Source organism: Sphingobacterium puteale (assembly GCF_050986225.1).
Taxonomy (GTDB): Bacteria; Bacteroidota; Bacteroidia; order Sphingobacteriales; family Sphingobacteriaceae; genus Sphingobacterium; species Sphingobacterium puteale.
Window position 1 is genome coordinate 1,671,114 of the sequence record NZ_CP158959.1, and the last position, 24,400, is coordinate 1,695,513.

15 protein-coding genes are annotated in these 24,400 nt (G+C 45.6%); 12 read left to right on the top strand and 3 right to left on the bottom strand.

Translation table 11 applies throughout. The features are described from left to right. Positions 1-3: 3 nt before the first annotated feature. Positions 4-1,308, bottom strand: a complete 1,305-nt coding sequence (locus ABTV71_RS06950) for an MFS transporter (protein WP_433902639.1) — start codon at positions 1,306-1,308, stop codon at positions 4-6. 1,337 nt (positions 1,309-2,645) lie between these two features. Continuing rightward, entirely contained in the window at positions 2,646-2,909 is a 264-nt protein-coding gene (locus ABTV71_RS06955) for a hypothetical protein (protein ID WP_433902640.1), read from the bottom strand. 217 nt (positions 2,910-3,126) lie between these two features. On the opposite strand from ABTV71_RS06955, the gene ABTV71_RS06960 reads away from it, so the two are divergent. From ABTV71_RS06960 to ABTV71_RS07000, 9 genes are all read left to right on the top strand, one after another. Continuing rightward, positions 3,127-3,687: an RNA polymerase sigma factor gene (locus ABTV71_RS06960; RefSeq protein ID WP_433902641.1), complete on the top strand. Its 561-nt coding sequence runs from the start codon at positions 3,127-3,129 to the stop codon at positions 3,685-3,687. Between the two features lie 55 nt (positions 3,688-3,742). Then, positions 3,743-4,735: a FecR family protein gene (locus ABTV71_RS06965; RefSeq protein ID WP_433902642.1), complete on the top strand. Its 993-nt coding sequence runs from the start codon at positions 3,743-3,745 to the stop codon at positions 4,733-4,735. A gap of 12 nt (positions 4,736-4,747) precedes the next feature. Continuing rightward, a complete protein-coding gene (locus ABTV71_RS06970; RefSeq protein WP_433902643.1) occupies positions 4,748-7,771 on the top strand; it encodes a TonB-dependent receptor domain-containing protein in 3,024 nt (1,007 codons plus the stop codon). Positions 7,772-7,775: 4 nt separating this feature from the next. After that, complete coding sequence (locus ABTV71_RS06975; RefSeq protein WP_433902644.1) at positions 7,776-9,125, top strand: DUF4876 domain-containing protein; 1,350 nt, start codon at positions 7,776-7,778, stop codon at positions 9,123-9,125. Positions 9,126-9,135: 10 nt separating this feature from the next. Beyond that, positions 9,136-10,710 carry a DUF6850 family outer membrane beta-barrel protein gene (locus ABTV71_RS06980; protein WP_433902645.1) on the top strand — a complete coding sequence of 525 codons (1,575 nt, stop codon included), beginning with the start codon at positions 9,136-9,138 and terminating at the stop codon, positions 10,708-10,710. Positions 10,711-10,723: 13 nt separating this feature from the next. Further along, positions 10,724-11,869, top strand: coding sequence for a cytochrome-c peroxidase (locus ABTV71_RS06985; RefSeq protein ID WP_433902646.1), 1,146 nt, complete (start codon positions 10,724-10,726; stop codon positions 11,867-11,869). Positions 11,870-12,182: 313 nt separating this feature from the next. Beyond that, a complete protein-coding gene (locus ABTV71_RS06990; protein WP_121125744.1) occupies positions 12,183-13,196 on the top strand; it encodes a terpene synthase family protein in 1,014 nt (337 codons plus the stop codon). 121 nt (positions 13,197-13,317) lie between these two features. Then, positions 13,318-13,899 (top strand): glycoside hydrolase family 88 protein, encoded by a 582-nt coding sequence (locus ABTV71_RS06995; protein WP_433902647.1) that lies wholly within the window; start codon positions 13,318-13,320, stop codon positions 13,897-13,899. A 115-nt stretch (positions 13,900-14,014) separates the two neighbouring features. After that, complete coding sequence (locus tag ABTV71_RS07000; RefSeq protein WP_433902648.1) at positions 14,015-14,626, top strand: YdeI/OmpD-associated family protein; 612 nt, start codon at positions 14,015-14,017, stop codon at positions 14,624-14,626. Here the strand turns inward: ABTV71_RS07000 and ABTV71_RS07005 are convergent. Further along, positions 14,621-18,658, bottom strand: a complete 4,038-nt coding sequence (locus ABTV71_RS07005) for a hybrid sensor histidine kinase/response regulator transcription factor (RefSeq protein WP_433902649.1) — start codon at positions 18,656-18,658, stop codon at positions 14,621-14,623. The two genes, ABTV71_RS07000 and ABTV71_RS07005, sit on opposite strands and share 6 nt — an antisense overlap. A 321-nt stretch (positions 18,659-18,979) precedes the next feature. On the opposite strand from ABTV71_RS07005, the gene ABTV71_RS07010 reads away from it, so the two are divergent. The 3 genes from ABTV71_RS07010 (at position 18,980) to ABTV71_RS07020 (ending at position 24,399) form a co-directional block, all read left to right on the top strand. Beyond that, the gene (locus ABTV71_RS07010; protein ID WP_433902650.1) at positions 18,980-21,583 is read left to right on the top strand and encodes a glycosyl hydrolase 115 family protein; all 2,604 of its coding nucleotides are present in this window, start codon (positions 18,980-18,982) and stop codon (positions 21,581-21,583) included. A 66-nt stretch (positions 21,584-21,649) separates the two neighbouring features. Continuing rightward, a complete protein-coding gene (locus ABTV71_RS07015; RefSeq protein WP_433902651.1) occupies positions 21,650-23,149 on the top strand; it encodes an MFS transporter in 1,500 nt (499 codons plus the stop codon). Between the two features lie 116 nt (positions 23,150-23,265). Continuing rightward, complete coding sequence (locus ABTV71_RS07020) at positions 23,266-24,399, top strand: endo-1,4-beta-xylanase (protein ID WP_433902652.1); 1,134 nt, start codon at positions 23,266-23,268, stop codon at positions 24,397-24,399. Position 24,400 lies beyond the last annotated feature (1 nt).

Genomic DNA, 24,400 nt, shown 5'->3' on the forward strand with positions numbered 1-24,400 from the left:
ATTTTACACTTCTAATGACACATTCTGAACGACAGTTTCAGTTCGGGGGTGAAAGCGAACGAAGAGGACAGTGAGGCCTATGACAAAAACACCGATACCAATGTACTTAAAAGCATCAGCGTAACTAAGCGTTTCAGATTTGAAAAGAAATCCGACTAACATGGCTCCTATATTTCCTCCGGCACCGACGATTCCACTCACACTGCCAATGTTATCCTTGTTAATGAATGGAACTATACCATACGTACAGCCGTTCGCCATCTTAAGGAAGAGTGCAAAGAGCAACATCGTAATTATAGCAAGAAGTAAGGTATTGGAAGTGGCGAACAGGCTGATACCAATTCCTTCAAGAAGCAACAGTATGCCCAAAATCAAGCCTTTACCTTTAATACCGTAACTTCGTCCTACTTTATCACTTACGAGTCCGCCAAGTGCACGGGCGAATAGGTTCATGCCGCCAAAGATACTAGCCAGAGCTCCAGCCAAGATAATCCCTGTATCAAAACGATCCATGAAGAATGTAGCAGCGACGTTGTCTACTGTGATCTCTATTCCGAAACAAGCTGCATAGGCGAGTGTGAGGATCCAGACGCGATAGTCCTTTAATGCGAGCAAAAAAGAACCATTTTTCTTTTTGTTTGTTGCCTGACCTGCGGATAGTTTATTGAAATTACCTTGTGGTGTATCTTGTGTGTACTTATAATAGATATATGCCATAATGAGTAGGATAGTACCCGGAACAACCATGGCAATCCGCCAAGAATCAGATTGACTAACGAAGCCCATGCCAACGAACGCTGCAGCAATAAGCGGCATCACCAGGTTGGTGACCCCGCCGCCAAGATTGCCCCAGCCTCCCGTAACAGCATTTGCCGTACCAATAATGTTGGGCGCAAACATCATTGACGTGTGAAATTGCGTAATCACAAAAGATGCACCGATAATACCGATGAAAAAACGGAATAACAAAAATGACTCGTAACTATTACTTAATCCAATTAGTAAAACAGGGATGGAGCCTGCAACTAGGAGGATTGTGTATGAAATCCGTGGCCCCAGTGTATCACACATCTTCCCGACAAATAATCGTGCGATAATGGTTGCTGAAACAGATGCAATAATGATATTTCCGATTTCATTTTTAGTCAATCCGAGTTCCTCTCGCACCAGTGGCATAAGTGGGGCAATACCAAACCAGCCAAAGAAACAAAAGAAAAAGGTGATCCATGTGATGTGAAAGGTACGCATCTGTACCCCCTTAAAAGAAAAGATACGGAGCTTGTTAAGAGGTTGATCTTGTAGGTTCATGATTTAATAAGTTTATGGGTTGATGATTGAAATAATTAGCTAAATTTTCATTTTTATTGTTTTTTTTATTTGTGTATAGTTGGTTTTTGTTGAAATAAATTCTATAAAAATGTTTTTATCTTATTTTTTTAATAAAAACATAGTGTGTTATCTTTTTTATTTAGAGTAAATGGTTTTTTTTAAAAAAAACTCGACTTTTAGCATAATAATATGATATTTATCATGTTATTATGTAATTATTTGTATCAAATTTAATAATAATATTGTATAAAACATGTTTTTGTTATTTTATTTTTTTTGTTTTTGTGTTTGTTTTGTTGTTATTCATAGATGATAAATGATTTTTTTTGTGATAAAAAAAATTTTATGTGTAAAAATTGTTAAAAATTGATTTGTGTTGTTTTTTTTAAGGTTTTTGGCTTGTTTTTACTTTGAAAACGAAAGTTTTTAGATCTATTTTGGTTAAAATTCTTAAAAATCTGCTGTATAAATGGCGTTAGTATTATCTGATGGATTTACAAAGGGATTTTTATCAGAATTTTTGATGTGTAAATTTCTAATTAGTATAGCTGGTATTGTGTGTTAACTATTGATGCAAAGCCATGTGGATTTTTTTCTTTCGCTAAGTTCCATGATATCTCTCAGCTTTAACAATCATGTCAATGGCGTTCGTTGGTTTTATCGATCTATTGACCTATGGGCATAATAAATCTATTCGATCCAGCTTCTTCTAAATACTGAGTTTTCTAAAGTATTTTTTTACAATACACCTATTAATTAAAACACTTTCTTTAAAGGATTAAATCATCAATTTGATTTCACTAATCATATTTTTGAGCAACTGTTTTTGTAATTGTGTCACTACATTTGTATCAATTGAATACTCATGATCAAATACATGTTGGATAACTTTTTGGCCGTCTACATTAATCTTTAATGCAGGATGAGTATTGTTCAACGCCAATTTTAAGTCTATTATAAGCTTGGTTTTATTTCAAAAATTGCTAGACTTTTTTCCTCTGTACGTCTAGCGGCTAGATCATCAGGTATTCCTTTTAACCCGAAAAGGGGATGCACTTGATAAAATACCGCGAAATGATTGTTTACAGTCGCCTATGTGTTGGGCGATTCGGAAACCGCCATGACGATATATAAATTTTTTTAAGACAATCCCAATTTTGACATACAACATATTTACTTCAGAAGTTTTTGGAAAAAAAACGGGAACGCAAATAATCACAAAAAAGTTTAATGACCGTATGTCTTACCAAATGGTAACGGTGACTTCCTGAAGAGAAAGTTTGCCTTTAGTATTTTTGATCACGCGTATCAACTAATTAAGATTCAATTTCTTTCTTGTCTAAAACAGTTTGCAATGCTTTGTATACTCCCAAAAATAGGATGATCAGGCATGTCAGTGTAAGACCAAGATATTGCGCAACCCAAGCGATAAGAATTGTTACAATATGGATCTTGCCGTTTTCCGGCCTGAACATCTCCCCTGTGAAAAGATAAAAAGCAAAAGTAGCGAACACAGCCAACCAGATCAGGGCATAAATATAATGCAGTGGATTTTTACTGAATTGGTATTTGCTTAACATAGTTATCTTTAATTTAATTTTAAATATACAGAGGTTTGTGTTTGTTTATGAATGGAATTACAATTCGCAAGATGAGATTTATGAATCGTTGGGTAGTGATGGTGTCTTTTAAATAATCCAGTTCTTTTGGAGAGGTCATATTCGAGGTGAAAAAGATGGAGTATTAAAGGTTTAATATTATTTGGAATAGATCTAAATAATTGTTTATTTTGTGCACTTGGATGCAATACAAACATGGAACTCGATTAAAACCGGCGATAGCAACAGTTTTTTGGCCTTATACGACTCGTTATATACAGCCCTGTTCCGCTACGGATTGAAAATCAATGCTGACCGTGAAGTTGTAAAAGAATCCATCCATATCGTATTCTGTGACCTATGGGAAAAACGGGAAAAATTACCCATACTAACTACAGATCCAAAATATTACCTTTTTGTATGGCTAAAACGCGTGATCTACAAACAGCGTGCTTACCAAAAAATACCACTGGAAGACCTGTTGCACACACCGACGGAGGATTCGATCGAATCGCAAAAAATCGCAATTGAAGAAACATTGGAACGAGATCAGGCGCTGCGCGCTGCAATGGACAACCTGACGAAAAAACAGCAGCGTTATATAGAGCTAAAGTTTTTTCATAATAAGAGTTATGAGGAAATCGCGGACATGGAAAATGCTGCACTGAGAACAGTTTATAACGTTGTTTATGAAGCGATCAAAAAATTAAAGGGCTCACTATCAGTTATTATTGTTGTTGTTTTAAATTTTTCCAAATAAAAATAGGTAAAAAAAGACCCTTTACTGCACTATTGTATAAACGTAATATCGAGCAATGGAACAACCTACTTTGGAAAAACTGATCTGTGATGAATCCTTTATCAATTATTGTCTACAAGCCAGGCTTGAGGATATGGAATATTGGAAACAATGGGTTGAGGCGAATCCGCAGCACCGGCAACTTGTAAAAGATGCGAAAGGATTAGTCTCACTGCTGCAGGCCGGTCCAGGTCAGACCGAGATAGCGGAGGAACGTGCCCGACTTCAGGCCTTTATCCATAAAAATGACACTCCCGTATATCGTTTACGGAATTACAGGTGGATTGGCTATACCGCTGCGAGTCTCCTATTCGTATCCATGGGTTTTCTGTTCTTAAAACAACAGTTGCCGCTAGCGGAAAATGCCACTCAAACTGAATTTGTTAGCCAATTGGTACCGACCGGTAAGTATATGAATGTCCTTTTGAGCGATAGTACCAAAGTGAAGCTCGGCCCAACGTCTACACTGCGATATCCGAAGAATTTCAATGGCGATAAACGGGTCGTAAGCCTCAATGGTGAAGGCTATTTTGAGGTCGCACATAACGCCCGTAAGCCTTTTATTATTCAAACAGGTGAACTTGAAATCAAAGTGTTGGGAACTTCTTTTAATGTACACGCCTTTGAAAACGATAAACTGTCAAAAATAGCATTGTTTACTGGAAAAGTAGAAGTTTCAAACGGAACAAAGAGACTACAGCTCATTCCGGGGCAGGCAATTGTGTATCATAAAAACAAAGCGATCTTTAGTGTTGAATCATTTGAAGCAGCTAAAGAAAAGGAAATTATGGCGGGTGTCCTGCATTTTGAGAAGGCTACTTACCAAGAAATAGCCCGACAGCTAAACCGAAAATATGGTATCATCGTGCCCGACCGGCCGGATATCGAACTGATGTATTCGGGGACCATAGGGCATGAGCCGTTGGAAATGGTGCTTGAAAAGCTTTCCTTGACAACAGGCTATCGGTTCAGCATCGAATCCAATACACTTATCGTTCGCAAAAAATAACATCATATATCTATGTCTTCTAAATCCATCCATAGAAGAGCCCTGCTTCTTGGTGTACTTCTTTCTTTTCAGGTCTTAGCCGTGGACGCGCAACAACTGAAGATTGAAAGCAAAAATCAACCACTGAGGTCTGTTCTGAAGCAGATCGAAGAAAAATCGGGTTACAGTTTTCTCTATGACGAGTCTCAGATCAATGTGGAGCGTCGTATCAATATCGAGGTAAATGGAGCCCTTCCGCAGGTTTTAAATCAGCTGGAACAGTTGACTTATCTCAAATTGCAGGTCTCAGGTAAGAATATTCTGATCAGTAAGACTTCCTGGGCTGTTTTATTAGGTAGAGTTGTCGATGAGAATGGAAAAGGAATACCATTGGTAACCGTGCATCTTAAAGAACTTAACCAGTATTATTTTACGGATAATAATGGCTCTTTTAAATTCCAGTTTCCGGCCCATCGGCTGAAGTCCGCAAATTTGCAGTTTTCCATGATCGGAAGACAAGGATCCTCCATGACAACTGTTTTAAATGGAGCAAATAATACTATTGCCGACATCACATTACCAACGTTGAGTGTGGGCCTGGAAGAAATAGCCGTCACTCCCCGCATTAACAGACGACTGGAAAGCAACAGCTCACTTTATATCAACCGCGAAGTGATCGAACAGTCGGGTGCATTAAGTATTAATGACTTATTGAGCCTTATTCCTGGACAAAAGATTGCCGCGCCCTCTTTACAACAGGTCCAGCAAGCTAATTTGAGAAGCGCAACATTGGGCACAAATTCTTTTTCCAACAAAGATCCATTTGCACTCAATAATTCTTTTGGTGTAGCGCTGATTATGGATGGTATCGCATTGTCCAACAACGCCAATATGCAGACCTTAAATGCGGGAATCTACGGTATGGGTAATTCCTATGTCAGTGGCAAGATATCTGCGCTTAGTGGCAGTGATGCCGCCACGGATAATTATACTGGCGACTATACTTTTGGAGGTATCGATCTCCGCCAGATTGCCACAGACAATATCGAAAGTATAGAAATTGCTGCCGGCGTACCTTCGGTGAAGTATGGGGATATGACAAATGGTGCGATTATCATCAATCGTATTGCAGGAAAAACTCCGCTCAATTTTAATGTTCAACTCCGCGATAATGCAACCGTTTACGGAATGAGTAAAGGTATTGATACCCGTAAGTTTGGTGCGATCACCATTGGTGGAAATTTCACGCGCTCCTTTGAAGACAACAGGGATAAGATGAAATCCTACGATCGTGTTGGCGGAAATATCATGTGGAGCACTTTCGCCGGAAAAGAAAAAGCTTTCACCAATACTTTATCCTTAGATTATGGCCGCAACATGGATAAAGTCCGTCGTGATAGCGATGATCCAACGGCTGCGGTCATGCGCTTCAAATCATATAATTTCGCTATCGGAAGCCGCGCCAATTATCGGATTGACCGAGGTTTTCTTTCCAATATCGGGTTGAATGTCCGTTATAGCGAAACTTATCAGAATACATACAAGGAACAGGACGTCAACGGTACTTATATTATCTACTCAGATGCCACCGAGACGGGCATTCATCAAGGCCAATATGCAAGCGGGATCTATCAAGCTGTAACCAATATTGAGGGTAAGCCCATCGATTTAACGGCACGCCTGGATCTGACGGGTACATTTCAGACGGGCGTTCTACTGCATCAAGTGAATTTTGGGTCATTTTTCAATTACTCAAAAAATATAGGAAAAGGACAGATTGTGGACCCATCCAGACCACGCAATAATACCATCGCAGCAAATGCTGATCTTCGCAAAGAACGCTATTATGATGTCTCGCGTATTCATGGACAAAAACAGCTGGGATTTTATGCGGAGGACCTTTTTACGGCGGAAATTGCTGAGCGTGACCTGAACGTACGTATTGGTACACGGTTGGACAAATTTGAAAAATATCTTACATTTTCACCACGTACGAATATTAACTATGCCATTACCCCAGCGCTGACAGTGGGGGTAGCGTATGGCTGGGCCAGCAAGGCCCCCGCCTTGGCGCAATTGTATCCAGGACCGGTATTTTATGAGATTCCCTTATTTCAGCATACCGCCTTTAATGGGGGAAGTGTCGATGAGGCAAATAGTCTCTACCTAATGTATGTAGATAAATTTACACCGGATAACAGCAAGCTTAAGCCTTCGTTGTCCGAACAGCTTGAATTTTCAGCCACCTATGAATATAAAGATTTTAAATTGGGGATGAACCTTTATCATAAAAGGAATTACAGAGATGTCGTTACTGTTAACAGTTTTGAGAAAATCCTGCTGGACAAATACGACGATAATCCGGATCCCAATGCGGAAGTGCCCTATATTATTGAGGGGAGAAAACAATATAGGCTATCGCGCTATGAATTTATGAATGCTGGCGACAAAAGAACGCAGGGGATCGAATTCATGCTATCTACCCCAAAATGGATGGCGATCGCTACCTCATTTAATCTAAGGGCTGGAGTGACCCAATCAACCTATAGACCCTTGCAGAACATGGCGACATTTACGAATAACACGGACAATCCCAATCGTGCAGAATCTGCAATATATCCCACACAGCGCAGGACGACTACGGTAAGCAATGCGGCAATTACTTCAAGTACGCATATTCCTAAGGCTAAACTGTTGATCAATTTCACGACCGAACTTAACCTCATGAATAAAACGGATACCGATGCGTCCGACGGTATTCCTATCGGTTATTATACGCAGGATGGAACCTATCATGCCATAGTCAATTTTGATCGCGACAATGTCAATTATGCCCATACACTAAGGCCAATAGAAGAAATCAATAATCAGAACCAGCCTGCTGTCTATACAAATTTCCACTTAAATGTATCGAAGGAAATCAGCAAACGGCTAAGCTTGGCTTTCCATGTCTATAACGTATTTAATTATCGTCCGCAGTACAAACGTTCTGATAATTCCATGATCATTCCGAATGGTAAACCGACTTATGGTGCGCAACTCAGACTTAAATTATAATGCCATGAAAATCATCATTAAACTTATACTTTTAATCTTTGGCTCCAGCTATCTTTTTAGCGGTTGTCAAAAAGATAGCTATGCCGAAAATGGATCGGTAGACATCTCGTTGAGTACGTCTTACGAAAGTGAAACCTATGCCAATAAATTACCGTTGGATGATATTACTTTAAATCTTTATACCTTGAAAGGCAAACTGTTGTTGACGGTAAAATCTGATGAAAATGGTGTAATTGAGTTCGTGGATCTGGCGCCTAATACGTATAATGTTCAGGTCGTGAAAAAATTCAGTGCTGCAGAATTCAACCAGTTAACAGGGCAGCGTGAAGACAATGAGGTCACTTTTAGTTCGGTGATACGCCGGATCGAAGTCGTAAAAGGGTCGGCGGAGACACATTGGGATCTTTCTCTCCTGACCGGTAATAGTAATGAGGAGGGCTTGGTGATCAAACAGATTTATTACGCAGGTTCAGACGCCAATCAAGGCGCTAGTTTTAGGGATCAATTTATCGAAATATATAACAATTCCGATGAGGTCCGCTATGCAGACAGTCTCTATATAGCCGAAGCTTTTGGTACTACAAATGCAAGTACGACCTATGTATACCAGCCCAATAGTGGACAGTATGATTGGAGTAAGTCGTATCGTATGCCACAGGATATTGATGCCAACAGTGATTATGTCTACGCTCATTTGATCATACAGCTTCCAGGCAGTGGAAAAGAATATCCGATTCTGCCGGGCGAGAGTATTGTTGTTGCCTCAACAGCAGCTAACCATCAGTCGCCTTATATCGGAGCTGATGGGGTTGCGATCTCCGTAAAAAATCCGAACCTCACCATTGACCTCAGCAAGGCAGATTTTGAAGCTTATTATGTACCCTATCTCGGAAGTACCAAACCTTTGGCATCTGACATCGATAATCCAAATGTTCCCAATATCCGGCTGATCAACCGCGGTAATGGTGCTGACATGATTATGAACCAAGCGGGCCAACGCAGCTGGATCATTTTCCGTGATCAGAACATGGGGCCGGTACTCAGCTGGAAGGGCTATATGCCGCCATATGCCGATGGACGGGAGAATTTGGGCACAGATTACCTTCAGATTCCAATCGCTAATATTTTGGATGGCGTGGAAATTCAGTCCTCAACCTCTACACAATATCCGAAACGATTTACGGCAAAAATCGATGCCGGATCTATCGCTGTAGACGGAGGTGCGCGTTCCTCAAATTCAGTTAATAGGAAAACAAAAGAGATTATCAATGGAAGAAGAATACTGGAGGATTCTAATAACTCAAGTGACGATTTTGTGTCAATGAAGGCAATTCCAAAGGGATTTATTGATTAAGCGAAGAAAAATGAAAAATTATATTCAAATTACCTTATGCCTATTTGTCGGGGCGTTGTCCCAGCTTCCGGTCAAAGCGATAGCAAGACAAGATACCATATCCTATATTCAATATATTGACCAGGACAGTATGCAATTGCGCTTAAGGCAGTATGCTGTCGATAATCCGATGTGGCTGGAAAAGAAGGTGCCGCAGCGCTACAGTTTGATTCGTATGCGATATAATTCCACCTCGGGCGATTATCACCGCGCCCAGGACGCACAGCAGGTAAATACGCTGAATTTTAGTTCGGAAGGAGCTGTTACTATTAAAGATGTACGCTTGTGGGGGCGTTTCAATTATACGCGATCTGTCGAGGATAGTACAAGGTTTGCCCATCAGACCAGAGAAAACACTTCTTCCCCCTGGTATTTTGGTTCCTACGGTTACAATCATTATGAACGAACAACCTATCGTATCCAGACGCGGGGTCAACGATATTTTGCAGACAGAAAATACGCTGTCTTTGGGGGATTCGATTACCAGGTAGCAAATCATTTTAGCAATAATGACCCGAGAGGTAGCATCCGCGTAGCACAACTTAACGGTACGGTGGGCGGTAGCATGCGTGTAGTCAAAAACGTTGATATGGGTGTCGAAGGGAGGTATGGTTATGGGCAGGAGGACTTTGAAATCGCTTATAAAAATGGAAATTCGGCCACAAGCGCTGTGGAATCGCCCTACATGAATTATATTATCAGAGGATACGGTTGGAAGGTCAGCGACTGGCTCCTGGAGCAGAAGATGTTCTATCAGAATGACATGAAGCGCTTTGGTGGTAAGGTTTACTTCTCATGGAATTCTTCAATAGGTGACTTTTATGCCAATGCAGCTTATTTGCGTGAAGAACAGAAGTATCGACAAACACTGCGCAATGAGTCTCGCATCCATGAACTCAGTCAGTATAATTTAAATCGATTAGACTACAATTTAGTATGGCAGCTGTCAAAAGGAATTCATTCTTATATGGCATCGCTTGATTGGTCCAGTACACGTGGAAAGGACCAGGTAAAAGAAAGTGGAAATGCACAGAATTATGTTTATCAGAATGATAATGGAGCATTGAATTTATCTTATATGCTGGCCAAGAAAAGGTGGCGACACTATTACGGCGCGAAAATTAGTATATTGAATGAAATCAGAAGGGATGGCGGCACCGGGACAAATCTGGATTACGAGCATTTAAACTATCAACTCAAAGGAGCGTGGACCTATATAACCGCTGCGAATCAAGAAATAGAATTTGGTCTCACAGGTTCCCTTCGCCAAAATATAGGTACATCCTGGTCGCTACCACTAATCAATGAAAATGTATTCCATCAATATGTGTTTTATCATGATGTTATTTATAATCGCGCAAATTTATATGGTGGCAAAGTGAAATTGGGTTTCAAACAACGTTTAAGAAAGGGAAATTTCATTCATCTGGTAGCAGATTATTGTTATCAAAAAGCGGAGCGTTTATCTGATCTGGATCGCACCAATCTTGCCCCTCTAGGGACAACCCGGAAACAAATGAATTTAATGGTAGCATATGGATTTTAAGAGGCTGACCTTGATGAAGAAGAATACACTAATTGTTATCGCCATCTTTATAGCACCTTTGTTGATTTCTGCATTTGCAAACCGTACTGACGAGCAGGAAGAACTACAGGCATTGCGCAAACGCTACAGTAGCGGAAATCAGGAACTATGGCCCAAACCATATATCGACTCCGCTGTGAGACCTGGTTTTATGGATATCGGAGTATTGCCCGAGGTAAGCTATCCGGCAGATAATCTTTATAGCAAAGAAAAATCGTTGCTCGGAAAGCTATTGTTTTTTGACCCCAGACTTTCGGCATCGAAGCAAATCTCCTGCGCAAGCTGTCATGACCCGCAATTGGGATTTGGAGATGGAAAGAGTCTGGCTCACGGTCATGGAAGGCGAGAGGGAAAAAGAAATGCGATGACACTGTACAATGTCGCATTTTACAAATATTTTATGTGGGACGGCCGTGCTAAGAGCCTGGAAGATCAGGTCTTGTTGCCGACACAGGACCATTTGGAGATGAATACGTCTTTGGATACTTTGATAGCACATGTAAAAGCTGTGCCCGGCTATGTGGCATATTTCGAACAGGCTTTTGGTGATAAACAGATTACGCTGCTCCGAATACAACAGGCGCTTGCCACCTTTGAACGCGGTATCGTAAGCTATCCGACAAAATTTGACCGATTTGTGCAAGGGCAGGCCGATGCGCTGAATGATCAGGAACTTACCGGCCTGCATTTGTTTCGTACAAAGGCACGTTGTATAAATTGCCACAATACCCCTTTGTTCTCGGACAATCTATTTCATAATGACGGACAGACACTGTACGGAACCAAACAGCAGGATTTTGGCCACTATCATCTTACAGGAGATCAAAAAGACATTGGCGCATTCCGTACACCATCGCTTCGAAATACAGGCCTCACAGGACCCTGGATGCATCATGGTAACTTTCCAACGTTGCGTGATGTGGTCGAACTCTATAATCTGGGCAATCCGGCGCCTATACAAAGGCATGTGAAAATTGATGAAAAGACAAGACCTATACATTCACCATTATTAAAAAAATTGAATTTATCGCGACAGGAAGTTGATGCTGTGATAGCTTTTCTACAGGCTATAAGTACACCGACACAACGTCGGATTGCTATGCCTGAGCTTCCAGAATAAAAGGTAAAAATCAGTAAATATATCTATGTTTTTTAGTTAGCTGGGGAGTTCGTTTCGGCCTGAACATCCTTTTGTGAAAAGGTAAGAAGCAAAGGGCTCCTAAACTAAGATCACCCCATATTATTCGGTTCGTTTTAATATGTTATAGCCATGTAAATTTAATAATCTATAATAATGTAGTTATCTTGTATTATTAATAATAATTTATTTTTTTATTAACATAGTTGTATTCTTTTGTGATCTATAACTGTTTAAGATAATATTTTGTAAAATCTGAGTTTTTGCTAAATTTGTTTAACCAGAAGACAATATTATGAAAGCATCAATTACAGATGAGCAATTTTTTTCAAACTTGTTACATTTGCCAAAACCTTCTTATCCTTTTCCTGATTTTATTCATCCTGATTTTCAAGTGCAGCGCGAAGAATACTATAAATGGATAGATACTGAATATATCATCCACAGTAAAGAAGCACGAGAGAAACATAAAAAGCATAACCTGACTGATATTGCAGCAAGAGGATGTCCATTTTTAAAATCACTTGTTGAGTTGCGGCCTTTGGCAAATTATACTGCAAATGGAGCCATGATGGATGATTATTTTGACCGTTGCTCACGTGAAGAAATGTACATAATTATGGATAAAATAATGGCACTAGTATCGGGTAGCGTTTCCAGGGAACCGGAAGAGCCTGGTATCTTCCATTTATTTTGGCAGTTAAGACAAGATGCTGTAAGGTGTGCAATTCCTGAGAATATATACAATAGGTTTATAAAATCAATGAAAGATGTATTTATAGGTTATGCTGAAGAAAAAGTTTATTACAGGACAAATACAGTACCTCCGCTATCTGTTTATCTCTTGATTCGTGCAGAAACTAGTGGCGTAAAACCTTATTGTGATTATGTTGCTTTGCAAAAAGACTATCGAAAACTACCAGATGAAATATTTGATCATCCTTTTATTAGGCGTCTTTATACTCTTTCATCTTTAATGATCGGTATCCATAATGATATTATTTCTCTACCAAAGGAATTGAGTCGCGAGGGAGATACTATGAATCTTGTAAAGGTACTACAACAAGAAAATAATATATCATTGAAAGAGGCTTATATGCGAGCGCTTGATATGCATGATGCTTACTTAAATGAATTTGAATTGCTTCAAAGAAAAATGTCTTTCTTTGGTGAATATCAGGAACTTGTGTCTAATTATGTGCATGATTTGGGTGTTATGATTTCTGGTGTTTATGCCTGGCATACAAACGATACATCTAGATATGTAAATAATGGTTATGTGGAAGGTGAATATACTAACAAAGGATAGGAGTTGGCTAATGAATACTGCGTTAATATACACTTTATGAGATAGTGTCTTCCTGAAATTTCTTGCCATTCCATATCCTAGTAAAAGTCCAGTATTAGCTTGCTTGATATTTTCTATGCGAATGATAAGGTATTTCTTTGCGATTTTATCTGCGCAATCAAAGGAGTTTCTTTCATACAGATCTTTATATCGATCTAAGATAGATGGGCATGAAAAAGGCGATTTTCAGCTGATCAGCTATGAGTCGGGTATTACCTACGGTGCCATGCTGCTGGCTTCAGAGGTGGTCGGAGATTCTCGTTATGCGGCATATACGCTCGACCGGCTGGAATTTATCTGTAAAGTATTACCCTACTTCCGGAAGCTCAAATCCGCTCAGCCCGGATACTGGTCTCCGGTATATTCGGTCATGCATCCGCATGCTTTGGATAACGCTGGATGCATGTGCGCCGCGATGATTAAGGCACCGCATGGAAGAACATTGCCTCTGGATATGAAACCGGCAATTGCCAATTATATCGATTATATCCTGACCAAAGAATTCCGCCTGAAGGATGGCACATTGGCCCGAAACAGGCCACAGCCAAAAACGCTCTGCCTGGATGACTTGTATATGAGCCTACCCACACTGGCACAGAGAGGGTACCTGTGTAGGCACAGGCATGGGCTTCGATCCGGCATTTCAAAAAGAATACCTATGTGATCAACGATAGTTCAGTGCAATTCTAAAAGAAGTAGCTGGCACTCCGGACATACAGCTGTCATGAGGAATGGCTATCTTTGTATGGAGGTCAACGAAAATAAAGAGAGGCAAACCAATGAAAACCACAGCAGAGAAGTTATCCATAGCCATCTACACACAGGCGGAATGGCGGTACTGGTTAGAAACCAACCATAGGAAGGAACAGTCCGTATGGGTGATCTGCCATACGAAAAAGTCCGGGCTACCGGCTGTCAGCTGGTCGGAGTTGGTGGATGAGGCGCTTTGTTTTGGCTGGATCGACAGTACCCGCAAGACGATCGACACGCATACCTTCAAGCAATTGTTTAGCCGCCGTAAGCCGAACAGTACCTGGTCAAAGATCAACAAGGAGAAAGTGCAGCAGCTGATCGACAGCAAGTTGATGTCAGCGGCAGGACTGGAGTGTATCCAAATCGCCAAGGAGAATGGCTCCTGGACGATCCTTGATACAGTGGAGGCATTGACCATTCCGAGCGATCTGGAGGCGGCCTTTGTGCAATATAAAGGTTCAAAAGCCTATTTTCTGAGCTTGAGTAAATCCATCAGGAAGATGATGTTACACTGGATCGTGCTCGCCCGTCGCCCCGAGACGCGCCAAAAACGAATTGAGGAGATCGTGGCACATGCCGCAAAAAATGAACGTCCCAAACGGTTTCAGCCCATTAATTCGACCAGCCGGCAATTATAAGTGCTTTTCTTTTACATCCGAAGTCGAAGGATTTTCCTTGCAGCTGTGCCGCTGGATATAGTCGGTCGGGCTCAGTCCGTACATTTTCTTGAATAGCGTGGTGAAATGCGTCTGATTGGTGAAGCCGAGCGCATAGGCCACCTGCGAGATATTCATCTTTTTCTCCAGCAGTAGCTTTTCGGCCTGTTGCAGCCTGATATTGCGGATAAACTCTCCTGTAGATATGCCGGTCAGGGACTTCACCTTACGGTGCAGCTGTACGCGGCTCAGTCCGACTTCATCAGCCAGAAACTGCACATTAAACTCCGGATTTTCCAGATATTGGTTGACCGTTTTGAGGATACGTTCCATCAGTTGTTCATCGCTGGATTTGAAGCTGATCGTCTTCACCTTGCCGTCCTGCTGTTGCGCTCCCGAAAACTTCCCTTTCACCTTCATGCGGTTTTTGATCAGGTTGCCGGCCACCAGATGCAGTTCGTCAACCATAAAAGGCTTGGTCAGGTAGGCATCTGCACCCAGGCCGATGCCCTCCATACGATCTTCTGTATTGGTGCGCGCCGTCAGTAGGATCACCGGTATATGGTTGGTGGTGCTGTTGCTCTTGATCTTCTTGACTAAGGTATAGCCGTCCATGGCCGGCATGGCGACGTCAGAAATAATCAGGTCGGGCTGCTCGGCCAAGGCGAGCTGAAATCCTTCGCTGCCATTTTCGGCAACCAGAACCTTATAGCCACAGGCCAGCTCCTGACGCAAAAACTGCAGGATGTCCCGGTCGTCATCGACCACCAGAACCTTATAGCCTGTCTTCTGGTAGCCGTTTTTGGACAACTGCTGATCACCAACGACGACTTTTTCAGACTGTTGTTCAATAGGCGCATGCAGCGGCTGAAAGGCGACCAGATCTTCCTTGCGAAGGTGTCTATGGCCCATCGGAAGGCTGAGCACAAAGCGGCAGCCGCTGCTGTCCTTTCTGTTTTCGGCATGTACCCGTCCACCATGCAGCTCGACCAGCACTTTGGTCAGATGCAGGCCGATGCCGGAGCCCTGACGCTGAGCGGCCCCACCCGAAGTGGACTGATAATACCGCTTGAACACATGTCGGATATCGCTCTCGGGTATACCGGTCCCCGTGTCGCTGACAACAAGCTGTAGGCTTTCGCCCCCGTTTTTCCCTGCTTGGACGGCCAGAGAAAGCCTGATCTGCCCACCGTCCGGCGTGAACTTAAACGCATTGGACACAATATTGTGGATGATCTTTTCAAAGCTGCCCGCATCGATCCATACCGGGATCTCATCGGCTTCGCTGTGTACAGACAGCTCGATCTGATGGGCCAGCACCTGATCGTCAAAGGCCTTGATGACCTGCTTCACATAGTCCACAGCATTGACACGGGCAAACTTGAGGTTCAGGTGTCCGCTTTCGAGCTTGCGGATGTCGAGCAGCTGATTGACCAAGCTGAGGATCCGTTGTGCATTGCGGTTCATATTCTGTAGCGTCGAGCTCGTCTGGGCATCTGGAGCATGCTTGATCAGTTTGTCGATCGGGCTCATCACCAGGGTCAGCGGCGAGCGGATCTCATGGGAGATATCGGTAAAGAGCTGTAGTCTGAACGCATGCAGACGTTCGAGCCGCCGCTCGCGTAGGTATTTGCTGATCAGGAAGACGATACCAGCAATCAGCAGGAAATATACGAAATAGGCCGTGCCGCTAAGGTACCAGGGCGGCAGGATATGTAGTAACACCGTACGGCTCGGTGAATAGGTGCCAAATTTACAGGCCCGTATCTCGAGCTCATGCTCCCCCGAAGACAGGTTGTTGTAGGTAATCAGATTGACTCCGGGAAGTGTGGCGTTCCAGCTTTTGTTGATGCCCTTGATGCGGTACTCGTAGTGGACGTTTTCGGGACTGTTGAAGTCCATAGTGGACAGTTCAAAGGTAAAACTGTCGTCGTTGTTGTGAAAAAAAAACGCGTTTGCAGCCATCAGGTCACCCTGATAGATGACGCTGCCGCTGGGTGACATGTCCGGCTTGATCGGCTGATTTTTGACATAGAGGTTGGTAATCAGCACCGGATAGGAGTAGGTTTGCAACTGAATCTTTTCGGGAAAAAAAGAGGTAATGCCCTGTCTGCCGCCATAGTATATTTTCCCATCATTATCCTGGAAGAAAACGCCGCGGTTGTAGGACCGGTCAACTAGTCCATCCCCTGTATAATAGCTGACGATTTTTCCCGACGTTGGATTCAGACAGTTGATTCCCTTGAAGGTGCTGCACCAGATATGGCCCTTGCGGTCCCAGCCCAAACCTGATATCACATTGCTGGACAGTCCATTGTTACTGGTATAACTGCTGATCTTGCCATTTTTTTTATTAATTTGATAGAGCCCATTGTAGGTCCCCGCCCAGATATGGCCGGCTCGGTCCTCGAGGAGTGAGATCGTGATCTGCTCGGAGAGCCTATGATCGATAAATTGCTCAGAGAAGCTGTTGCGGACAGGATCATAGCAGCTGATGCCTTTGTGGTGTCCCAGCCACACGAGGCCATCCTGATCGCACAGGACAGCCGAAATCCAGTCGTTGGCCAGTGCACCTTTTGTCGAATTGGCGGTGTTCATGCTAAAAATTCGCGACTCTCCAGTCTGGCTGTCGTACTCGACAAATCCGGCACCGAAAGTAGCGATATAGATTTTATTATTTCTGCCCAGGGCAAATGCTTTGACCTGTTTGTTGGAGCAGATATTTAGATTATCGGTTTTACCGGTATGCGGATCGATGCGCCCCAGGCCTTTGGCGTACGAACTGAACCAGATCGTGCCGTCTGTCCCCGTTTCGAGTTGGGTGACATCCTGAATGGTATTTATTTGCCGGTGTGAGCTGCCTTGCGCATCAGTTTTGAATATGCCGCCGTGCTCCAGGGCATACCAGATGCTGCCCTCCCGGTCCCGGGTGATCGCGGTGATGTTCTTTTGATCGGTTTTTTCACGGCTCAGGATGCGCCAGAATTCAAACTGCTTGCTCTGCCCCGGAATAAAGACCAGTCCCCGCTGAAACCAGCCGAGCCAGAGGTTGTTTTCGCGATCCTGTAGAATCGTACGGATGCGCCCCTGCCGGTAGTCGTTGTCCAGATTAGGCAGTTCGGCAGGGGCCGCGATCAACGGCGTCCGCCCCAGATCCAGATACCAGAGACCGTCCCCCTCGGTACTGATCAGCAGATGGTTTTTTATGGTTTTGGAAAGCTGGATCTCCGTTACGGTAGACCGGAGTTTTTCCTTGAAGTCCACTGCTTCAAAACTGTTTTTCGCCGTATCATAACGGCATATTCTGGAAGGGGAGGCAAATAACAGCCTGCCATCGGCCTGCTCGACGATGTCGTAATTGCCACCCTTGGGCTGCGGCAGCAGGTCGGATACAAGTCGCATGGCTTGCTTATGGTCTGGCGAGATCCGCGATACGCCCACGCGGTCCACCGCTACCCAGATCGCGCGGTGTTGGTCTTCAAAGATGCTGCGGGCAAACATGCCGCCTACCTGCGAATTGATTCGCGGCAACGATGCAGCCTGTCTGCGGCCGACCTGGATATCGAAGATGCCCCAGCCCGAAGTGGCCACCCAGATGTGGCCGTCTTTTTTATGGATGATATCCGTGATGTGCGGCGCGATCTGGTTAGGAAAATGGATGCGGACAAACTGATCGATATTTTCATCATAGTATTGCAAACCGTTGTTGCAGCCTACCCACAGCCTTTTGTCACGGTCCAGATAAAGAATGATAATATTGTTGCTCGATATGGAGGTACTGTCCTGCACGTCATGCAGATATTGCACAAAACGGGTACCGTCAAATTTGTTGAGTCCATATTCGGTGCCGGTCCAGATGTAACCGTGCTTGTCCTGACTGATACTACTGGTCAGGTTGGAAGAAAGTTCGCCAAAGCCATAGTCCCGATTGTCATAAATACGTGTGGCCTGTCCATGTGCATAGAGTACAAAAGCAAATAATAGGATGACTGTCGAAAAAAAATCCCTCCGCATTGGTTTTATTGGTTTAAGTGTTGAAGATACATATTATTGCTCAACCCTAAAAACAAAAAAACGTTTGCGGCCCGGTAAACGCCGTTTCTAGCGCTGATGAAACAAATTGAAATAAATATGAAACATGACTGGGCTCTTACGCAACAAAGGCCAAAGGGAATGTAACAGATATGAATGTCGCTACTGCCTGGGACTACTAATTTTAGATTTTCCAGAATAGGGGAATGTACTGAATCCCAGGGGCCCGCCTTGCGCAGGGATAGGTTGCTGTATGTGCTGAGCCCAGAAAAGGGAAAAATACCAATTGTAAATAAGGTCATCATGTTATTATTGAATAAAATGGAGTTATCCGCTAGACGGATCTGTACCGGTCTTTTGACCGGGTACCGCTACGGCAAGGCGCTGCTGGCTGCGACGGTGCTGCTTTGTTGTGCAGGCAATACCCGTGCTGTGTCCCATAGCACAATGGATACGGTAAAGACGGGCTTGGTGGTCCGGGATGCCCAGCCGGGTTATCTGGCGTTGGTCAAGGATGGCCTGCCGCTGCCCATGTTCGTAGATCCCCAGGACCATAAGGGGGTACTTCGGGCCTTCGATAATCTGAAAAAAGACTTTGTGCGCGTCACGGGCCATAATCCAGGCCAGCAGCAACAGAGCCGCTCCAAAATAATTATCGGTACCTATGGCAAATCGGCGCTGATCGACAGCCTTGTCCGTAAAGGCCTTCTGGACAGTAAAGAGCTGGCCGGAAAGCGGGAAAAGTTTGTCATGACCGTGATCAGGCAGCCCCTGGATGGGCTTGAATCGGCTCTGGTCATCGCTGGCAGCGACAAGCGCGGCACCATCTACGGCATTTACGAGCTGTCGGCCCAGATCGGCGTGTCGCCCTGGTATTACTGGGCGGATGTGCCGGTCCGCAAAGCGGCACAGCTGTATGTCAAGCCCGGCGTCTATACACAAGGGGAGCCAAAGGTCAGGTACCGCGGTATTTTCCTCAACGATGAGGCTCCGGCGCTGAGTGGCTGGTCCAAAGCGACTTTTGGTGGGTTTAACGCGGACTTCTATGAAAAGGTGTTCGAACTGCTGCTACGGCTCAAGGCCAATTACCTCTGGCCGGCCATGTGGGGGAGCGCCTTTTACGATGATGATCCCCGCAATGGGCCGCTAGCAGATGAAATGGGCATCGTGATGGGAACCTCGCATCACGAACCGATGGCAAGGGCCCAGGCCGAATGGAAACGCTACGGAAATGGGGGCAGCTGGGATTATACCAAGAATAAAGCGGGGCTGCAGGAATTCTGGCGCGGCGGTATGCAGCGCGCGCGGGGCTGGGAGTCCATCATTACCATCGCCATGCGCGGCGACGGAGATGAGCCCATGAGCGAAGAGCAGAATGTCGGGCTGCTCGAGCAGATCGTCAGAGACCAGCGCCGCCTGATCGGCAAGGCAACGGGCCGGCCGGCTGCTGAAACACCGCAGCTATGGGCCCTCTACAAAGAAGTGCAGGACTATTATGACAAAGGAATGCGCGTACCGGACGATGTGACGCTACTGCTCTGTGACGACAACTGGGGCAATGTCCGCAAGCTACCCGAACGGGATGCTAAGCCACGCCCGGGCGGTTATGGTATGTATTACCATTTTGACTATGTAGGCGGCCCCCGCAATTCCAAATGGATCAATGTGTCGCAGATACAGCGTGTCTGGGAGCAGATGAACCTGACCTACCGGCACGGCGTGGACCGCATTTGGATCGTCAATGTCGGCGATCTCAAGCCGATGGAATTTCCTATCTCATTTTTTCTGGATATGGCCTGGGATCCCGACCGCTTTGATGCCGGCAACCTGATGGCGTATACCGAGCAGTGGTGCCGGCAGCAGTTTGGCGAGGCTTATGCGGCCGATGCCGCCGGACTGATCAACCGCTACAGCAAATATAACCATCGGGTCACACCCGAATTGCTGAACGAAAAGACATTTAGTCTCACTCATTATAACGAGTTTGACAGCGTCGTCAACGACTATAAAACGCTGGCCATGGAAGCCTCGCGCCTTTATTACCTGCTGCCGGATTCGCTGAAGGATGCGTTCGACCAGCTCGTGGTATTTCCGATCAATGCCTGCGCCAACCTGTATGAAATGTACCATGCCAAAGCCATGAACGAATACTGCTACGCAAGAAATGACCGTAAGGCAAATGACTGGGCCGACAAGGTAAAAGCCTGCTTCCGGCGTGATTCACTGTTCAGCGACCACTACAACCATAAGATCGCCGGCGGCAAATGGCAGCACATGATGGATCAGGTGCGTATCGGCTACAGCAGCTGGAACGAGCCACCACGGGCGATCATGCCCACGGTTCGCTATCTGCCGGAACCCGCTACTGCTTCTGTATCAAGGGTATTTGTCGAGGCAGACGGCTATATCGCCATGGAAGCGGCAAGCTATGCGGCAGCAAGCAGCGCTCCGGGCATTCAATGGACGGAAATCCCTGACCTCGGAAAGACCGTGTCGGCCATGACAACGCTGCCGGTCACAGCCAGCTTGGGGAACAATACGGCTTTGGAATACAGGATTCGCGTGAAGGAAAAGCGCGAAGCGAAAATCATCGCACTGCTGTCGCCCACGCTGAACTTCAATGGAAACCGCGGGCTGCGCTATGCTATATCCATAGACGGCGGTCCCGAAACGCTGGTCAACTTTAACGGCCACTACAAAGGGGAACTGGGCCAGTGGCAGGCACGCCGCATCATCGAAAGTGTTTCGGTCCACAGCCTGCTGCCGGGGGAGCATACGCTTAAAATCCGCTTTCTGGATCAGGGCATTGTCCTGCAGCGCATCCTCATCGACCTGGGCGGGCTCAAGCCTTCGTACCTGGGGCCGCGGCAGAGTGCGGAGCAAAGTCCCGCGAACGGGGACCTATAGGGATAAACAGCACAGGCAGCGAAAATGCCTGCAAAAAAATGAATGATTATACACATGATTTAATATATGAATGCAAAAACACAAAAGGTTGGTTTCTGGGAAAAGGTAGGTTACAGCATGGGGGACGGCTCGGCCAACCTCGTCTTCCAGATGATGATGATGTTTCAGCTGTTCTTTTATACCGATGTATTCGGCATAAAAGCGACCACAGCTGGTTTTATACTGCTGTTTGCAAGGGTCTTCGATGCCTTTGTGGACCCTCTGGCGGGTATTCTCGCCGACCGTACGCATACCCGCTGGGGCAAGTACCGCCCTTGGGTGCTCTGGACTGCGCTGCCTTTTGCGGTGTTTTTTGTCCTTTCTTTTACAACACCTGACTTGGAGGAACGTGGAAAAATATGGTATGCGGGTATTACCTACACGCTGCTGATGTCGATCTATTCGTTCAACAACACGCCGTATGCTTCGCTGGGTGGCGTGATGACCAGCGACATCAAGGAGCGTACGAGCATATCGTCCATACGTTTTGTGACGGCGACCATCGCGACCTTTGTGGTCCAGGGACTCACCCTGCCTTTGGTGGCCAAGCTCGGTGATGGCGACGCGGCCAGTGGCTGGATGTATACCATCATGATCTATGCAGCTGTGGCCTTTGTCCTGCTGCTGGTGGCCTTTTTGTCGGCACGCGAACGCATCACCCCGCCGGTGGGACAGACGAGTTCGGTCCGTCAGGACTTTCGCGACATCTTCTCCTGCCGCCCCTGGAAAGCGATGTTTGTGCTGACTTTATTCCTGTTCATCACCCTGGCGCTATGGGGAAGCAGCATGTCTTACTTCTTCAATTATTATGTGGATAAGGAAGCGCTGTTTGCCTTTATGGCACAGTTTGGCCTGGCCAGGGATGCGGCGGCTGAAACGGGGCTTGGACACCGCATATTGGATGCCTTCGGGCTGATTGTCTATAGTCCCGGACAGGTATTTGCGGTAGGCTTTAGCTTTTTCAATATGGTGGGCCAGCTGGTCACGCTGCTGGGCGTGATCTTTTTGTCCCGCTGGCTGTCGGGTATCTTCGGTAAGCGCAATGTCTTTATTGTCTGCCTGGCATTGACCGCTATTTTTACGGCTATGCTCTTTTTGGTGCCGGCAGATGCTATCGGCAGCCTGTTTGTGATCAATATCCTGAAAAGCTTGGCCTATGCACCGACCATACCACTGCTCTGGGCGATGATGGGGGACGTGGCGGATTTCTCGGAGTGGAAAAACCACCGCCGGGCAACGGGATTTGTGTTTGCCGGAATTGTCTTTGCGTTAAAAGCCGGACTGGGTATTGGCGGGGCGCTCTGCGGCTCGTTTATCGACGCATTCGGTTTTGTGGCAAACACGGTTCAGAATGAACAGGCGATACTGGGCATCCGGCTGAGTGCCAGCGTGATTCCGGCGATGACCTTTCTGGTCGGGGTGGTGGCCCTGCTGTTTTATCCGATCACCAAGCAGGTTAATGAAGATTTGCAGGCGGAGCTCCACCTGCGGCGCACATCAGCCAGCAAAAGCCCTGAACAATCTTAAAAATAGCTACGCTATGCACCCAGATAATCATTTGAAATGAACTGAATTGAATAACAAGGTGGGCGTTTCATGGAGACACATGAAAGCGGACACCTGATCAAATAGCTAATTTACGTATGAATACAACAAAAAAGCTGGCGATGCTGATCGCGGGATGTATGCTGCTGTCGGGCCCGGGCCTGTTGGCACAGCAGGCCGCACAGCGCGGAACGCTAAAAGCTGCTTTTGCTGACAAGTTTGACGTCGGCACAGCGCTCAGTCTCAAACAGATTTATGAGCGGGACAAGAAGGCCATGCCACTGATCGAAAGTCAGTTTAACGCGCTCACTGCCGAAAATTGCATGAAAGCCATGTACCTGCAGCCCCGTGAGGGCGAGTTTAACTTCAAGGATGCCGACCGCTTTGTGGAATATGGCGAAAAGCATGGCATGCGCCTGATCGGTCATACGCTGATCTGGCATTCGCAGGCACCGGCTTGGTTTTTTAAAGGCAAAGACGGCCGGGACGTATCCCGCGAGGTGCTGATCGAACGCATGCGCAGGCATATCCATACCGTCGTGTCCCGCTACAAGGGACGGATCAAGGGCTGGGATGTGGTCAACGAGTCTATTCTCGACAACGGCGAATGGCGTAGGAGCAAGTTTTATGACATCATCGGTGAGGACTTTGTGCGCCTGGCCTTCCAGTTTGCCCGCGAGGCAGACCCTCAGGCACAGCTCTATTACAACGATTACTCCATGTTCCTGGAAGGAAAGCGGAAAGGCGTGGTCAGCATGGTCCGCCGGCTGCAGCAGCAAGGGGTCAGGGTTGATGGCATCGGCATGCAGGGCCATCTGAATATCGATCATCCCAAGGTGTCGGACTTTGAAGATAGCCTCCTGGCTTTTGCGGCCCTTGGTGTGAAGGTCATGATCACCGAAATGGATATCTCGGTGCTTCCCTCGCCGCGTCAGACCATGGGTGCCGAGGTCAGCACCCATTTCAAATACGACAAACAGCTGAACCCATACGCCAAGGGATTACCCGCGGATAAGGAACAGCAGCTGGCGCAGCGCTACAAGGACTTCTTTGCGCTGTTTCTCAAACACCAAGACAAAATCGACCGCGTCACGGTCTGGGGTGTCACAGATGGCGACTCCTGGAAAAACAACTGGCCGGTGCCCGGACGTACGGATTATCCCTTGCTGTTTGACCGCAGCTATCAGCCCAAGCCTTTTGTGCAGGACTTGATAGACATGGCCACCAAATAAA

What these genes read in the sequence shown, in the direction of transcription:
- ABTV71_RS06950 (WP_433902639.1), bottom strand. Translation starts at nt 1,308, where the DNA reads ATGAACCTACAAGATCAACCTCTTAACAAGCTCCGTATCTTTTCTTTT.
- ABTV71_RS06955 (WP_433902640.1), bottom strand. Translation starts at nt 2,909, where the DNA reads ATGTTAAGCAAATACCAATTCAGTAAAAATCCACTGCATTATATTTAT.
- ABTV71_RS06965 (WP_433902642.1), top strand. Translation starts at nt 3,743, where the DNA reads ATGGAACAACCTACTTTGGAAAAACTGATCTGTGATGAATCCTTTATC.
- ABTV71_RS06970 (WP_433902643.1), top strand. Translation starts at nt 4,748, where the DNA reads ATGTCTTCTAAATCCATCCATAGAAGAGCCCTGCTTCTTGGTGTACTT.
- ABTV71_RS06975 (WP_433902644.1), top strand. Translation starts at nt 7,776, where the DNA reads ATGAAAATCATCATTAAACTTATACTTTTAATCTTTGGCTCCAGCTAT.
- ABTV71_RS06980 (WP_433902645.1), top strand. Translation starts at nt 9,136, where the DNA reads ATGAAAAATTATATTCAAATTACCTTATGCCTATTTGTCGGGGCGTTG.
- ABTV71_RS06985 (WP_433902646.1), top strand. Translation starts at nt 10,724, where the DNA reads ATGAAGAAGAATACACTAATTGTTATCGCCATCTTTATAGCACCTTTG.
- ABTV71_RS06990 (WP_121125744.1), top strand. Translation starts at nt 12,183, where the DNA reads ATGAAAGCATCAATTACAGATGAGCAATTTTTTTCAAACTTGTTACAT.
- ABTV71_RS06995 (WP_433902647.1), top strand. Translation starts at nt 13,318, where the DNA reads ATGATAAGGTATTTCTTTGCGATTTTATCTGCGCAATCAAAGGAGTTT.
- ABTV71_RS07000 (WP_433902648.1), top strand. Translation starts at nt 14,015, where the DNA reads ATGAAAACCACAGCAGAGAAGTTATCCATAGCCATCTACACACAGGCG.
- ABTV71_RS07005 (WP_433902649.1), bottom strand. Translation starts at nt 18,658, where the DNA reads ATGCGGAGGGATTTTTTTTCGACAGTCATCCTATTATTTGCTTTTGTA.
- ABTV71_RS07010 (WP_433902650.1), top strand. Translation starts at nt 18,980, where the DNA reads ATGTTATTATTGAATAAAATGGAGTTATCCGCTAGACGGATCTGTACC.
- ABTV71_RS07015 (WP_433902651.1), top strand. Translation starts at nt 21,650, where the DNA reads ATGAATGCAAAAACACAAAAGGTTGGTTTCTGGGAAAAGGTAGGTTAC.
- ABTV71_RS07020 (WP_433902652.1), top strand. Translation starts at nt 23,266, where the DNA reads ATGAATACAACAAAAAAGCTGGCGATGCTGATCGCGGGATGTATGCTG.